Here is a 14,583-nt window from a genome sequence, read left to right as displayed (position 1 = left end):
ACAAGAACTTTATCCCATTCCTGATTTTTTACAAGAACTTTATCTCATTCCCGACAGAGCGTAGGAAGAGGGACGCTTATCGACTAAACTAACGGGCAGATTAGTTTAACACTATCCCCTCGAACTCCAAGGTCATTAAGGTCCACAGGTACTAGAAAAAGAATGGACTATTTAAATAATTCAAAGTACAGTATATTTAGGTTATAAGTAAGCGTACATTTTCTTCCATGATATGCGAGGCATGTTTTATTTCGATGATTTCTCGATTATCTTAGGTCACGTTAGCTCTAAAAGACAAGATTTTCTGACACTCGCGAGGCCAATGAAATAGTTTTTTACATCAAAAAGGTACAGCCCACTCACAAAAGTTGAGGAAGCTGTACCTTTTTTTCGGTTGCCTTTTCAATCTGATTATCCTGACGCTTATAGCGCTGGGGCTGGAAAAGTTGGTAGTACTATGATGAGATGCCAAACATTACCATTATATGGGAATATGGTACGCTTATACGAATTCTTGACGGAAATAAAAAGCAGAGGAAACCGTAATCAATCATAGTTTAAAAAGAATAACATATTTTATGATAAGGGTAAGCGCATACTTAGAAAAGAGGGAATAGTAATGCCGATTCCGAGAGTCGCAAGAATAGATGAAATTACTAGACTAGTCGACTTTTCAGATTTCACTTTTCGTAAACCCGGACAAACTTTGAAAGGGGAGATCACAATCACATGTTATGGTATTTCAAAGCGCTTGGAAGACGAAAGCTAATTGAATTCATTATCCTTGTCATTTTTGCTGCATTTTTTATGGGACCCTTATTGAACCTCTTACTTCTAGCGTTCACAGGGAAATGGCAATATCCGGCACCATTACCTCAAGCGTGGTCGCTGGATTGGTGGAAGTTCGTTCTTTCCAATCAAGAAGTTGTTAAATCGATTAGCTTATCGTTTATGATTGCCACTGTTGTAACCGCTTTCTCAATCGTTCTATGCATTCCTGCCGCATATGCATTCGCGAGAATTCGATTTCCTTTAAGTCGTATCTTTTTGTTTTCATTTCTACTAACGCATGCTTTCCCTAAAATGGGTTTGTATGTTTCTATCGCGGTCTTGTTTTATAAGCTCGGACTCATGAACACATTTCTCGGGGTTGTCCTCATTCATATTGTCAATACCTTGATGTATATGACATGGATTCCCTCTGCGGCTTTCAGAAATGTGCATAAAGCACAAGAGGAATCAGCCAGAGATGTAGGCGCAACGCCATTACGTGTATTTTGGAGCATTACCTTTCCAATGGCGTTGCCTGGGATCACGGTGGCATCTATCTTCACGTTTCTCAGTTCATTGGATGAGGCTCAAGGTACATATCTTGTCGGTATTCCGGACTTCCGAACGATGCCAGTTGTTATGTATTCGATCATATCAGACTACCCGAGTACAGCAGGCGCTGTTTTTTCCATTATTTTAACGCTTCCGACCATTATTCTTCTCATTGCGGCCCAGCGATTCGTCTCAGCAGACGTTATGTCAAGCGGTTTTCAAATGAAATGAGAAAACCACGGGTTTTCGGGTATCGAGAACTTACACATTGTCATGTGGAATAACAAATACACATATGGAAGGAGTACCCCATGATTCAGCTATCTATCCAAAATTTAGCCAAAAGATATAAAACAGGCGAGGGTGTTTCTGACATTAATCTTGATGTGAAGAAGGGCGAGTTAGTTACTTTGCTTGGACCATCCGGATGTGGCAAAACAACGGTCTTAAGGAGCATTGGAGGGTTCCTTGAGCCAGACTCGGGAGATATTCTAATTGAAGGGAAAAGCGTACTAAAGCTGCCTCCTGAGAAAAGACCTACCGCCATGGTTTTTCAAGGCTATAACTTGTGGCCCCACATGACTGTTTATAATAACCTTGCCTTTGGCCTGAAAATACGTAAAAAGAATAAAAAAGAAATCGAGGAAGCCATTTCACGGGTGCTTGATCTAGTGAGGTTGCCAGGGGCCGAGAAGAAATTTCCGGGGGAGTTGTCTGGCGGCCAGCAACAGCGGATAGCTGTAGCGAGAGCTTTCCTTTTGGAACCAGCTGTGTTGTTGCTTGATGAACCATTCTCTGCACTTGATGCGAAGCTGCGTCATGAGATGCGGGAAGAACTGCGTGATATTCAAGCGAAAACAGGGCTTACGATGGTATTCGTCACACATGATCAAGAAGAAGCGCTATCCATTTCGGATAATATCGTAGTCATGAATGCAGGGAATATTGAACAAATGGCATCACCACAAGTCATTTATGACAAACCGCGCACGCTATTTACAGCGCAATTCATTGGGAAAATGAACTTTATCAAAGGAAACGCCGATGGAATTCACGTGAATGTCAATCAGCTGCTATTCGATAACACGGAACATCTGGATGGTGAGGTCACGGTGGCTGTTCGGCCGGAGGATATTCTCTTTGTGAAACCAGACGAGGGTCTTGCTGCCAAAGTCCATCAGGTGATGATTCTAGGGCACTATGCAGAAGTAGCACTTGAAACGGACTGTGGCCTATTAAAAGCGTTTTTACCTCGAGATACCGTAAAAAATCTACAAGCTGGTCAAGGAGTAAGTGTCACGTTTTCCAAGTTACTGGCTTACAAGTAAGCAAGTCAGCCTAAAAATAAATAGAATGACTTAAAATTTCAAGGAGGAATGAGGGATGGTCAGGATGAAGAAGCGTTTAAACGTGGCCTTAGCTTCAGTATTGGTGTTATCCACGTTGGTTGGTTGTTCCAGTGGTGCCAATAAGCCAGCAAGCGGTTCACAGAAGCAGGATGAGTTCCAATTCTATTTTACAGGCTCTCTTAACGTTAAGCAGCTGTGGGAAACACTCATACCGATGTTTGAAAAAGCCAATCCGAACATTAAGGTGAAGATGGTTTACATCGATTCTGGCTCCGGTGGCCAATCCACGATTGACCGTATTACGGCTGCTAAACAAGCTAACCAAAAATCCGGAGACATTGACCTCTATGAAAGCAGCTTGAGCGATTTGACCAAAGGAATGAAGGGCGATCTCTGGGCTTCATTTGACAAGGCGAAAATTCCTAATCTAAGTAAAATTGATGAAAACAACCTGAAAAACTTGGATGGTAAGGGGATTCCATATCGTGCTTCAGCCGTCGTATTGGCATACAATAGCGCCAAGGTGACAAATCCTCCAAAAACAGCGGATGAGCTTTACGATTGGATACGTAAACACCCAGGTCGCTTTGCCTATAATGATCCTGCTACTGGTGGATCTGGTGATTCTTTTGTGCAAACGGCTATTTATAATTTCCTTCCCCCTGAAGCGAACACAAGCCAAGATCCGAAATGGATGGAACAATGGAGTAAGGGCTTTAGTCTGTTGAAAGAACTTCATCCAAGCATGTATCAAAAAGGCGTTTATCCAAAGAAAAACCAAGGTACTTTGGATTTAATGGCAAACGGAGAGGTAGATATGATTCCAGCATGGTCTGACCAAGGGCTGGAGCAAATCAGCAAAAAGCTTCTTCCCGAAACGACGAAGTTAACACAAATTAGTCCATCGTTTACTGGCGGACCCACGTATCTCATGGCTCCTAAGTTATCGGAGCACCTAGATTCTGTAGCTAAGTTCCTTGACTTTGTTCTAACACCAGATGCGCAAACCGTCATTATTCAGAAAATGTATGGCTATCCAGGCATTAAATGGTCGGAAATGCCATCGAAATTGAGAGATGAGTTCAAGGATGTGGCTGCAGGATATCGAACATTCAATCTAGGTGATCTTGGCAAAGAGATTCAAAAACGCTGGCAGCAAGAAGTTGCAGGCCAATGAATAAAAATGTGAAACAAGGGATCTTTGGGCTAGCGCTAGTCATCCCATCGTTCTTACTTTTATGTTTTGTCGTTATTGCACCGATCATCCTGGCGATCAACGAAAGCTTTAGAGATGATAACGGAAATTATACGTTCCAATATTACATCAAATTGTTTACGGATAAGGGCATGTCGGCGAACATCCTATTTACGTTAAAGCTAACGATTATATCCGTGATCGCAGTTGTTCTTATTGGCTATGCTTTAGCGATCTACATGCGTTTTAGCAGCGGTCCAATCGTAAATGGTATTAAGAAAATGTACATGATTCCAATGTTTGTCCCTTCGGTTATTGCTTCTTACGGAATCATTAACATGTACGGGAATCACGGCTGGTTATCTCGGTTATTGCTGCCGCTTGGCGTTGATTCGATCCCTAAAATCATTTTTGATTATAAGGGAATTATTCTAGCGAATCTTTGGTTTAATATTCCGTTCACAACGATGCTGCTAGCTTCAGCGTTATCCGGCATTCCCAGCGCTTTAATTGAAAGTGCAAAAGACATTGGCGCCGGGCGATTGCAAATCTTTTTCAAGCTGATTGTTCCGCTAACCTACCGAACTATGCTGGTAGCGATCACCTTCAGCTTCATGGGCATTATCGGTGGATTTACAGCACCGTTCCTAATTGGGCCTAACTCGCCTCAGGTGCTTGGTGTTGCGATGCGGCAAGTCTTTTCGGTTTATCAGGAAACTCAGCTCGCAAGTGCTACCGCCGTATTTATGTTTGTTCTGTGTTCATTTATGGGATATTTCTATATCCGAACCATGATTAAAGACGATAAAGTTTCTTCCCATTAAGGGTTATGCTATGGAATGAGCACCTTCCCTTATACAGGAAAGGTGTTCTTCCTTTTGAAGGAGGAACAACGGTGGAGACACTGCTGCTAGCAGATGGAACAGTGACACCAAGCTGTTCTAAAAGCCATATTACCTATACCCTTCACTTGCAGAAGGAATGCTCCGAGCTGCATTTAGAATTTACCTATGAACCCAAAAAGTTGGAGGATGAAAGTAAGGCGGAAGAGCTTATAAAGGAAGGGCTTGGCCTATTTATCCTAAAGGAACATCAGGCATCTCATCCTTGGCGAGATTATCATCCTTTGCAAAATTTAATGACGCTTTCATTAGATGATGAAAATGGCTTTCGAGGTGCTGCTCATCGACATGATTCAGTCCAACATCTAACGATCACGACCAAAGAGGCTTCCCCCGGATTCATTCTAGGAGATTTCCCGAGAGGCCAATTGAAAATTATGATCAATGTACACTGTATAGTGACTGAACAGTGTCGTTATCGCCTTTTTGTATTGGGTGGGGGTGCAAAGAAGTGACGCAATGGCTGCCATTTGAGCTGCACTGTCATACCTATCATAGTGATGGCAAGCAATCCCTGATGGAGCTTGCTGAAGCTGCCAAAGATCTGGGGTTGCGCGGGGTTGCATTGACTGATCACAATACCATGACTGGCTTGTCCGATCGGGAGAAGGTCGTAGCGGCGACGGGTGTCGAGGTGATCCCTGGGTTGGAATGGACGACGTTCTTCGGACATATGCTGACGCTAGGTTTAACCGATTATGTAGATTGGCGAAATTTAAGTCCCTTCCATATCCACCGAGGCATAGATGGTGTACATCGTCAGGGTGGACTAGTCGGCATAGCCCATCCTTTTCGTGTCGGAAGTCCGATGTGTACGGGATGTTTTTGGGAGTTTGAGGTGACGGATTGGAATGCGATCGATTATATCGAAGTGTGGTCTGGTTTATTTCCCTCCATAAGGCGGAATAACAGGCGTGCCTTCGCCATGTGGACAGATTTGCTGAACCAAGGTTATAGAATTGCTGCAACCAGTGGAAGAGATTGGCACGTAGCTGATCCCGTTTCTGAGCCAATCTCAGCAACGTTCTTGGGACTTCGCGAATCCGTTATTTCATCGTCTGGCTTAGTAAAAGCCGCACTTGACGCACTGAAACGCGGCGCAGTAGCTATTTCGATGGGACCGCTGCCACAGCTTCGTGTAAGGACATTAGATAGCGAAGGTGATATCGGGGATAGGGTAACGTTAAACCCAGGTCAGCTTACGGAAATAACAGTCGGTGTCGACTTCTCAGCAAGAGAAGGACATTGGGTGCTGCCGGATAACGCATTAGACATGAAGCTGGTAAGTAATTTGGGGCAGTTGGCCTTGTTTAAACTCGAAGGAGTTCATTTGGAAATCTGCACTTATCTTGATTTAACGGGTGTTCAATGGATGCGGGCTGAGATGCATGGTATATGCGGGAGTGTGAGTACAATGATTGGTTTCACGAACGCCATTTATTTCACGGAGGGAGGTGAATAAGCATGACGGCAACAGGTGCTCAGTCGATTACGAACTTCTACTGGTTGTGATTGTGTTAGTACTCTATGATTAGGAGGCATGATCCTTGAGAAGAAAGCATGTAAGAAGAATGGGCCTGTTCCTACTAATATGCGCAGCGTGGTGTGGAATGATGTGGAATACAATGGCCTTTGCGGCCATCGTTGACAATGATACTGATACGATTGATGATAACGTAGAACAAACCTTGATGTTAAAATTCGCACCAAAAATGTATCTGCATGTGAATGAGGTTAATAAACCATCAAGCGTAGACTGGTACCTACAAAGAGTAACCATGCGCTTTCATCATGACGGCGGCTGCAGTGACGACCAGATCCTAGCACTTGGGTCTGTGACACAGGCAAATATGTTCACCCAATCACATAGTACTAAAAATTTCCTGTGCAGCCATAACAGTGACAATATCATGTCTAATCAGGCACGTGATACCTATCATGATGAGGGATTCTTCCTACAGCCGCCGGATGACGCCACACATTTAGGTGCTACCAACTCATCCAATTGGAAGGTTTATGCCCATGTCCTGAAAAGCACCACGATCAGTGGCGGCTATGACATTCAGTATTGGTTCTTTTCTCCTTATAATGATTCTCCATCCGTAGCCGGCGTTGACCTGAACCATGAATCCGACTGGGAGCATATTACAGTTACGCTAGATAGCGAAATGAACTTCCAGTCTACGTACTATGCTGCTCATGATAATGAGGGTCTGCCTTATACGGCTGCTCAAATGGATTTTGCAGACAGTTCGGGGGTGATCGCTACAAGCTCACAAGAGCTGCTGAATGATTACACGCATCCCGTTGTCTATTCAGCCCTTGGTACACACGCCAGTTACCCGACAGCAGGTACACACACAAGAACTAGCCCTCTGCCAGCAGATGTAACCTCTACCGGTACAGCTTGGAATACAAAAAACAGTGTCATCAACGTTGGTGAGCTAAGCTATCCTTTGAATAGTCAGACGTTTATTAAATATGCAGGTCTATGGGGGGAAATTGGAGCGACGACCGAATCGACTGGTGTAAAAGGACCAGCATTTCAAGGTGCATGGACGACGCACTAATTAGGCATAAGGAGACTCGCAGCCCGTTGCTGTGAGTCTTTTTTATAACAACAATAATATAATAAATAACAATAAATATTATGCTAAAATCATGTTTTCATTTAAAAAGTGAGATGTTATCAATGAATGTGAAACGAGGTTCAATCACTTTCTTAAAGGGTAATTATTTTTCAGGTGGAAAAATTGATGAAGAAAGGATATATCCTTATAATAGTTTTTATTTTACTGTTAGGGATTACCTATTTAATGATATATAAACCGTGGGAACAGAACTGCGATTTCGGCAGTATGAAAGGTCCGAAAGCTGTTTATGACAAATTTAGAAGCGGCGAATTGAAGTGTCCCGAAAATCCCTGATGATAAGAATTGCTTACAAAGATTAATAGTTAAAAAGAGATCATGGCTGCCACTCAGTCGATATGATCTCTTTTTCTGTTGAAGTAGCGGGCAGGATAATGGAGTGAGTAGTAGCCATCAATTGTGAGATTAAAACAATTTCACTTTTTGTACCGTCTAAATGTTAGGAGCATATTTACAAGAGCAACTCGTTGGATAGGAGACAAAACTTTGATGAGACGAAAAACAATAATGGTAATATTGACAATTTTTGTGCTTTTATTAGTAATAGGTTGTAAAGCCAAGGGGGAACAATCTACGGATATTCACTCGGGTGTTCAACTCGGGAACAGTTAAAGTTAAATTTCGATTTGATCAGTGAAATTAAAGTAGAAGAAAGAGAGTCTTCACAATTTGCAAACAAGTTGACCTGGCGAACTAGGAAAACCGTTGAAAGGGAAAGAACAGATGCGAAATTTTGAACAAGTAGTTCGAACGGCAGATGTTATGAATGGGCAGCCCAAAGCAATTTTTCCGAACTTCAAGCTAACTGCAATTGACTGTGAGGGTAAAGAACTCATTAAAGTAACCGTTTGGATTGAGGGCATGGGCATGATTGAAGTAAACGATACATACTGGACATTGACGGAAGACGGAAGGAATAAGATTTTGAAGCTTTTAAAAGATGCTGAAGCGTTACGTAGTTAAGCATTATCATTAAGCTAACGATGAACGATAGTTAAAAAAACAGGAATGGGAGGCTATCGGTACGATCAACTGGCAGGATAGTGAGTACGGTTCCCATTTGGTATTATATGAATTACTCTTAAAGCATGGACTTCTTAATCTAGGAGAGTGAGAAACAGTGATACATATTGGATTGGATTTTGATGATACTTTAATGGATACTAGGAAATCAATTGTAAATGTTTATAATAAGCAACTTAATCGTAGCATTATGTTCAATGAAGTTACTATTTATGAAATATCAGAACTATATGGGCAAAGTTTTAAAGATTTTCAAGAATTTTTTGTCAGCAATCAAGATGAATTACATCTCATTGAACCATATCCATTCCTACAAGAAACACTTTCTAGGTTCGCCAATGAAGTGAAATTTACTATTATGACTGGAAGACCAGTTGAATGGATGGAATCCGTTAATAAATGGATTAAAGAAAATGATATTGTGATTGAATCGTTATGTGCATCACAATTTCCGAATGGAAAGATAGAATGTGCAAAATTAAATGGGGTATCACTTTTTATTGAAGATCATCCAGCTCATGCATTAGCGATAGCTGAAGGGGGAGTTAATGTACTTTTGATTGATAAGCCATATAATCAAGAATGTCAGCATGAAAGGATTACAAGAGTGAGGGATTGGCAAGAGATTGGCAAAATCCTCGATATTATTGTATTTCGTTAAACTAACGAGGGAACGTATGTTCAATAAGAAACGAGGACGAGGTTGCCGAAATCACTTGGCAGCCACGTTGGTAGCAGGCAGAATATCTTGGGAATTATAAATCTTAAATATGATTTTAATTTTTTGTTCTAACATTTTATGATAACCAAGAAAACCTACCATCCTTGGTAGGCATTCATGTTTGAATAAAATCAGTATCTATCAGATTAAGCCTTTTGAATTACGCTACGAATGAAGGCAACTTCTTCCGAATTCAATGGATTTCCAGCTCCATGTGCATTAGATTCCACCTGTTTAACATTCTTGAATCCTGGAATTACGCAAGCGTTCGGAGATTGTGCAAGCGCGAATTGAATCGCCACCCTTACCAAATCTTGTACTTCCATACCGAACCGTTCTTTGATGGGGACAAGTCGTTGGCGGATCTCCAAAAGACGCTCCTTGGTAAATCCTAAATTGGACGCACGAACATCTCCTTCGCCAAACTTTGGCGGATTCTCCGGATCGAATTTATCGAGCAGTAACCCCTGCGCTAGCGGGCCAAATAGCACGACACCTAAATTTTGCTCAGCTGCCCATTCGAACAAATTGGTATCAGGCTGATCAAACTGATTGCCGAAGGCATTATAGTGGAATTGCAACACGTCTGGACGAGTAACTGGACAGACTCTTTTGAAGTCACCGTAGCTATAGCCTGATTGTCCGATGACACGCACTTTGCCTTCCTTCTGTAATTGACGCATCAGTTCAGCCGCTTCTGCCAAATAAAGATCGTTTGGACCGAAGTTCGTGTTATGAAAATAATGAAGATCCAAGTAATCGGTGCCCAAATTCATCAACGATTGCTCTAACTGGTGACGGATGTGGATAGGTTGCATGGCATTCGGAGCTGTTCCTCGGAACCAGCCGACTTTCGAGGCAATTATAACTTTGTCTCGCGGCACTTCTTTCAGGAAGCGTCCAATCACGCGCTCTGAATGACCGTCTCCATAGACATCTGCAGTATCAAAATGATTAATACCCAGATCAAAAGCGCGTTTCAACCCTGAAATAGAAGCGCTGTCATCGTTGCCTGACCAACCCACTGACTCACCGTCTCGCCACGAAGGCCCGCCAATTGCCCAACACCCTAAACTTACCTCGCTTACCTCAAGACCTGAACGACCAAGTACACGATATCTCACAGTATCTACTCCTTTTGGGTTCAATTCATGCTTCCAAATGAAATATACTCAAAAAACAAGCTACTTGGAAGAACGCACTTTATGTTTACCTACTTCCCTATAAGTAACTAGTCTGTAACGGGAAACGAGAGTTAAATAACATTTTGAGAAGGCAGTTGATCCAATTGGATCAACTGCCTTTTCTCAAGTAACGGGCAGATTATTGAAATAGCATGCGAGTAAGAATGTTATAGAATGGAAACTTTTTATTGCTCCCTTCGTCTTATTTTTAAAGAACTAAATGTTGGGAGGATGATACAATGATGTCGAAGAGAAAACAAATTTGGATTATATCCATCACGTCGTTTTTAGTGATTTATTTACTTTTCTTTCCCAATCTAACGGCAGAACTAGCGGTAAGGAAGCATTTATTCTTCTCTCTCCCAATAAAAGCCTCAGTGTTCAAGTTGAGGGGAAAGGTAGCACTTCTTTTGGGGGAGCAAAATTATACTATGTTGATGAAATATCCAAATCATTTATTTGGGTGAAGAAAAATTGGTTAGGTTATCGTGTGATTACTGATGGAACTGGACCATGATTTATATGAACGCACTGAGGTCCAATGACTACCGCTGATAATAAGCATTACTTTTTTGAACTATCGTAAGAACGATAGTTGACTGCCGCATAGCAACCTTTGTTACGTAAGAAGAGGAGGTCGGAAGAATGCGAACTAGGTTTCAACTTTGGGCAGAAAACAAAAAGAATGAACTTGAAGAAGAAGCAATAAAGATGGAATATGTAAAGCATAAAAATCCTGATGAGAGCCGTATTCCAAACCCTTCTACAGGCGTTATTTATGAATCTGAAAATTGTTTAGGTCAAGTTACGGTTTGGAAATCCCGACAGATGGAATATGAGGTCGTAAATATAGATACAGGAGAGATGATTTTGTGGAAATACATTGAGAGGTTGCCAGATGAACCTGATTTCAATGAAATATTAGAGCAATTTTTCCACGTACTACAGACGGGGATAAAACCGTGATTCGTTACAACATAGTTGAGCAGAACTATGGATAGCAATGGATATTGAAAAATAGGGAGCAACTATGAAGAAACTGAACACCTTAAAAACAAAGCCCTCATGTCGCACTGATTTTGAGCCGATCAAAGAGGGCGAGAAAAACACAAAATTTGCAGATCTGATCATAGATGGTAAATCGCTTTATAAAATGCTGATAAGGCATGATAAAGTTCCTTCTCTAGGTTGGATGAGTAATGAAAATCAGAGAGAAATGATTGATTATTTTTTACTGAGGAAACCTCATGAAACAATGTGGTACAGATATCCCCTTATGGTTTGCTCTTGGTGTGGAGATGAAGGTTGCGGAATTATCTCTGTAAAAATCGATAGGGAAAATAATGTTGTTACTTGGAAGGACTTTTTCCTTGAGCCTGAGATGAAAAAAATTAATATCGGTCCTTTTTATTTTGAGTGGGATAATTATAAAAAAGTAATTAATAGCACATTTGGAACAGCAGGTATTCAATAGAAAGGCACCACGTTAAGCTATCGAGGAACGATAGCTAAATAGACAACAAAAACAAGGCTGCCGGTGGATCGGTGGCCTTTTCTAATCTAACGTGTAGATTAGTGCAATAAACATTGTTCATTTCGTATATCATAGTTTGTACATTGTGTCTTATGAGTTAAGAATTTTTTGATAGGAGTTGAACATTCTAAGTTAAGTTCATGATAGATTTTATAGAACTACCCAACATCTACTTAAGCAATGTAAGTATAATCTCTACAGAATTATTTATAAATGATCGTTCTGGACGAGATTTCATCATTACGGTAAGTCCGATTAACGATACAACAAGTGTCTGTGCTAATGCTTTTGCGTTCATTTCGGTTTCAAGCTCACCTGATCGTAAACCTCGTTCAATCGCTTCTTGAAATATGGCAGAAAGATACATCTGATGTTCCCTTGTAAGAATTTCAAATTTTTCATCATGAGGAGCAAGTTCCACCATCGTATTAATGCAAAAGCATCCCCGATTGCAACTTTCAGAGTATCCTTCTTCTACAATACCCTCAAATATAGTGCGAAATCCTTCTTTTATAGATAAACGATTCTGAAGTTTAGCTCGGACATTGGAAGAGTGATAGGTTGTATATTTCCGTAGCGCGGCTTCGAATAATTCTTTCTTGTCACCAAAGGCGGAGTATATGCTTGGCCTCTGAATTCCCATTCTGGATGTTAAATCACTTAATGAGGTAGCTTCGAATCCCTTCTCCCAATATATTTGCATAGCTGCGTCTAATGCAATGTCCACATCAAATTCCCGTTGCCGAACCATGACAGCACCTCTTTCCATATCGTTCAGTATGTTATGATTTTAAGCTTTGATGGATTTGCTGTCAAATCAAGCCCCTTCAAACAATAATTTTTGACAACCATCTCTTGACAGTATGTATGTGTGGCGATTAATATTTACACAGCATCATAACATACTTATCGATATAATATACTGATTGGTATATAATTAATTTAAAGAAGATTGGATGTGTGAACAATGGAGATGCTATCAGAAAAGGCGGCAGTTATTGCCGGAAATGATTGCGATATAGTAGAGGCTACAGCACAAGGAGCATACACCGTATCCGATTCCGTTCCTGCTACTAAGATGTCTCGTTATGTGGCACTGTTATTTGCAACCGCCTGCGGGTTGGCTGTCGCAAATATCTACTACGCACAACCACTGCTGGACGCCCTGGCGAGCGAGTTCAGTATTGCGCATTCATCCGTGGGCATTGTCATTACCATTACACAGATTTGTTATGCACTGGGACTGCTGCTGTTGGTACCGCTCGGCGATCTGCTGAATCGACGTCGACTGATCCCCGGTCTAATGCTATTATCCGTATTGGCTCTTATTGCGGTTGGCATCGCCCCAACCAGCACGGTGCTGCTCACAGGCTTGGCTGCGGTTGGACTGCTCGCTGTAGTAACGCAGGTGCTCGTGGCGTTTGCGGCGACTTTGGCTGCTCCTGTCGAGCGCGGACGAATAGTCGGCTTAGTGATAAGCGGAGTAGTGATCGGCATTCTGCTTGCGCGAACCTTCGCTGGCGTATTGACCGATCTCGCCGGTTGGCGTTCGGTTTATCTCGTCTCAGCGGCGTTGATGCTCGTCATGGCTGGCGTGTTGTTCCGTGTGCTGCCGCATGATGAACGCAAAAGAGAGTCACTAACTTACCCACAGTTGCTTCGTTCGGTAATCGCTTTGTTCTTGCAAGAACGAATCTTACGCGTCCGCGCCGTACTGGCTTTGCTGATTTTTACCGCGTTCAGCACATTGTGGACTTCGCTCGTGTTACCTCTAAGCAGCCCGTCGCTGTCGCTTTCGCATACGGCTATTGGAGCGTTTGGTCTCGCTGGAGTTGCCGGTGCGTTAGCGGCATCTCGAGCAGGGCGGCTCGCCGATCGAGGTTTAGGACAGAGGACCACCGGAGTTGCGCTGAGCTTGTTGCTTGTATCATGGTTGCCAATCAGCTATACCGAACACTCGCTGCTTGCATTGATCGTTGGAATACTCCTCCTTGATTTGGCGGTGCAAGCCGTACACGTCACGAACCAGAGTTTAATCTATAACGTGCGCCCAGAGGCACGCAGTCGACTCACCGCCGGCTACATGATTTTCTATTCCATAGGAAGCGCCACCGGTTCAATTGCTTCGACCAGTATCTACGCATACGCTGGCTGGAACGGAGTATGTTCGTTAGGTGCCGCTGTCAGTGCTTTGGCCCTCTTATTCTGGGCATTGACCTGCCGTCCGCAGTCTGTCATATCGAAATAATAATCGTGCCTCGCTTAGCCCATCTTTTATTTCACACAATGACGACGAAGTCTATGCATTAAGCTTTTGCCAGTATAGACTCCTATTCTGTGTGCTATTAGCACGACCAATAAACGAAAAACGCTAACAGAACAGATCTTTGTCGCCTGATTATTTTCATTCTTGTCATCCAACAAATGGAGGGTACTTTAGCCTTTGAGTTAAACCAATTGTGAGATAAAAAGGGTGTTGTTTCCTTTTCATGTTTGAATCCAAAGGTATAATATAGGAATTTACATATTATGCATAACTAATATGTAGATCCTTTTGTATTACGGTGAGGAAAAAGCATTAATCGAGGAGCAATCGTTACGCTAACGGGCAGTAGAGCTCAATAATAATATCTGGTCTATCTGGAGATAATGAGCACATCTTACTTGAACGAGGTGTTACGTTATTTTGACATTGGACAGA

Annotated in this window: 15 protein-coding genes; 13 read left to right on the top strand and 2 right to left on the bottom strand. The window is 42.1% G+C overall.

Translation table 11 applies throughout. The features are described 5' to 3' along the window. Window positions 1-729: 729 nt before the first annotated feature. The 9 genes from L6I86_RS34990 (at window position 730) to L6I86_RS34950 (ending at window position 9,104) form a co-directional block, all read left to right on the top strand. Window positions 730-1,554, top strand: coding sequence for an ABC transporter permease (locus tag L6I86_RS34990; RefSeq protein WP_236293491.1), 825 nt, complete (start codon window positions 730-732; stop codon window positions 1,552-1,554). An 80-nt stretch (window positions 1,555-1,634) separates the two neighbouring features. Further along, window positions 1,635-2,651 carry an ABC transporter ATP-binding protein gene (locus L6I86_RS34985; protein ID WP_236293488.1) on the top strand — a complete coding sequence of 339 codons (1,017 nt, stop codon included), beginning with the start codon at window positions 1,635-1,637 and terminating at the stop codon, window positions 2,649-2,651. A gap of 55 nt (window positions 2,652-2,706) precedes the next feature. Beyond that, entirely contained in the window at window positions 2,707-3,849 is a 1,143-nt protein-coding gene (locus L6I86_RS34980) for an extracellular solute-binding protein (RefSeq protein WP_236293484.1), read from the top strand. Continuing rightward, a complete protein-coding gene (locus L6I86_RS34975; RefSeq protein ID WP_236293481.1) occupies window positions 3,846-4,691 on the top strand; it encodes an ABC transporter permease in 846 nt (281 codons plus the stop codon). The genes L6I86_RS34980 and L6I86_RS34975 overlap by 4 nt, the downstream gene beginning before the upstream one ends. A 71-nt stretch (window positions 4,692-4,762) precedes the next feature. Then, window positions 4,763-5,224, top strand: a complete 462-nt coding sequence (locus tag L6I86_RS34970; RefSeq protein ID WP_236293478.1) for a hypothetical protein — start codon at window positions 4,763-4,765, stop codon at window positions 5,222-5,224. Continuing rightward, window positions 5,221-6,231, top strand: a complete 1,011-nt coding sequence (locus tag L6I86_RS34965; protein ID WP_236293475.1) for a CehA/McbA family metallohydrolase — start codon at window positions 5,221-5,223, stop codon at window positions 6,229-6,231. The genes L6I86_RS34970 and L6I86_RS34965 overlap by 4 nt, the downstream gene beginning before the upstream one ends. A gap of 85 nt (window positions 6,232-6,316) precedes the next feature. Continuing rightward, a complete protein-coding gene (locus L6I86_RS34960) occupies window positions 6,317-7,339 on the top strand; it encodes a Vps62-related protein (protein WP_236293472.1) in 1,023 nt (340 codons plus the stop codon). A gap of 804 nt (window positions 7,340-8,143) precedes the next feature. Continuing rightward, on the top strand, window positions 8,144-8,383 hold the full coding sequence (locus L6I86_RS34955) for a hypothetical protein (protein ID WP_236293470.1): 240 nt from the start codon (window positions 8,144-8,146) through the stop codon (window positions 8,381-8,383). 157 nt (window positions 8,384-8,540) lie between these two features. After that, window positions 8,541-9,104 carry a 5' nucleotidase, NT5C type gene (locus tag L6I86_RS34950; protein ID WP_236293469.1) on the top strand — a complete coding sequence of 188 codons (564 nt, stop codon included), beginning with the start codon at window positions 8,541-8,543 and terminating at the stop codon, window positions 9,102-9,104. A gap of 206 nt (window positions 9,105-9,310) precedes the next feature. Here L6I86_RS34950 and L6I86_RS34945 read toward each other — a convergent pair whose 3' ends face one another. After that, complete coding sequence (locus L6I86_RS34945; protein WP_236293467.1) at window positions 9,311-10,288, bottom strand: aldo/keto reductase; 978 nt, start codon at window positions 10,286-10,288, stop codon at window positions 9,311-9,313. 322 nt (window positions 10,289-10,610) lie between these two features. On the opposite strand from L6I86_RS34945, the gene L6I86_RS34940 reads away from it, so the two are divergent. The 3 genes from L6I86_RS34940 (at window position 10,611) to L6I86_RS34930 (ending at window position 11,822) form a co-directional block, all read left to right on the top strand. Further along, a complete protein-coding gene (locus L6I86_RS34940) occupies window positions 10,611-10,865 on the top strand; it encodes a hypothetical protein (RefSeq protein ID WP_236293466.1) in 255 nt (84 codons plus the stop codon). 128 nt (window positions 10,866-10,993) lie between these two features. After that, window positions 10,994-11,314: an immunity protein TriTu family protein gene (locus L6I86_RS34935; protein WP_236293465.1), complete on the top strand. Its 321-nt coding sequence runs from the start codon at window positions 10,994-10,996 to the stop codon at window positions 11,312-11,314. 64 nt (window positions 11,315-11,378) lie between these two features. Then, the gene (locus tag L6I86_RS34930) at window positions 11,379-11,822 is read left to right on the top strand and encodes an oxidoreductase (RefSeq protein WP_236293463.1); all 444 of its coding nucleotides are present in this window, start codon (window positions 11,379-11,381) and stop codon (window positions 11,820-11,822) included. Window positions 11,823-12,051: 229 nt separating this feature from the next. Here the strand turns inward: L6I86_RS34930 and L6I86_RS34925 are convergent, their stop codons facing one another. Then, window positions 12,052-12,633 carry a TetR/AcrR family transcriptional regulator gene (locus L6I86_RS34925; RefSeq protein WP_236293461.1) on the bottom strand — a complete coding sequence of 194 codons (582 nt, stop codon included), beginning with the start codon at window positions 12,631-12,633 and terminating at the stop codon, window positions 12,052-12,054. 327 nt (window positions 12,634-12,960) lie between these two features. On the opposite strand from L6I86_RS34925, the gene L6I86_RS34920 reads away from it, so the two are divergent. Further along, a complete protein-coding gene (locus L6I86_RS34920; RefSeq protein ID WP_420851968.1) occupies window positions 12,961-14,130 on the top strand; it encodes an MFS transporter in 1,170 nt (389 codons plus the stop codon). The last annotated feature ends 453 nt before the right edge of the window (window positions 14,131-14,583 follow it).

This window comes from Paenibacillus allorhizoplanae, from assembly GCF_927798215.1.
GTDB classification, from domain to species: Bacteria; Bacillota; Bacilli; order Paenibacillales; family NBRC-103111; genus Paenibacillus_E; species Paenibacillus_E allorhizoplanae.
The sequence above is the reverse complement of the archived record's forward strand: the minus strand, read 5'-3'. Positions and strand labels throughout refer to the sequence as shown.

Coding starts and splice junctions, on each gene's coding strand:
- L6I86_RS34990 (WP_236293491.1), top strand. CDS start 730: ATGTTATGGTATTTCAAAGCGCTTGGAAGACGAAAGCTAATTGAATTC.
- L6I86_RS34985 (WP_236293488.1), top strand. CDS start 1,635: ATGATTCAGCTATCTATCCAAAATTTAGCCAAAAGATATAAAACAGGC.
- L6I86_RS34980 (WP_236293484.1), top strand. CDS start 2,707: ATGGTCAGGATGAAGAAGCGTTTAAACGTGGCCTTAGCTTCAGTATTG.
- L6I86_RS34975 (WP_236293481.1), top strand. CDS start 3,846: ATGAATAAAAATGTGAAACAAGGGATCTTTGGGCTAGCGCTAGTCATC.
- L6I86_RS34955 (WP_236293470.1), top strand. CDS start 8,144: ATGCGAAATTTTGAACAAGTAGTTCGAACGGCAGATGTTATGAATGGG.
- L6I86_RS34935 (WP_236293465.1), top strand. CDS start 10,994: ATGCGAACTAGGTTTCAACTTTGGGCAGAAAACAAAAAGAATGAACTT.
- L6I86_RS34930 (WP_236293463.1), top strand. CDS start 11,379: ATGAAGAAACTGAACACCTTAAAAACAAAGCCCTCATGTCGCACTGAT.
- L6I86_RS34925 (WP_236293461.1), bottom strand. CDS start 12,633: ATGGTTCGGCAACGGGAATTTGATGTGGACATTGCATTAGACGCAGCT.
- L6I86_RS34920 (WP_420851968.1), top strand. CDS start 12,961: ATGTCTCGTTATGTGGCACTGTTATTTGCAACCGCCTGCGGGTTGGCT.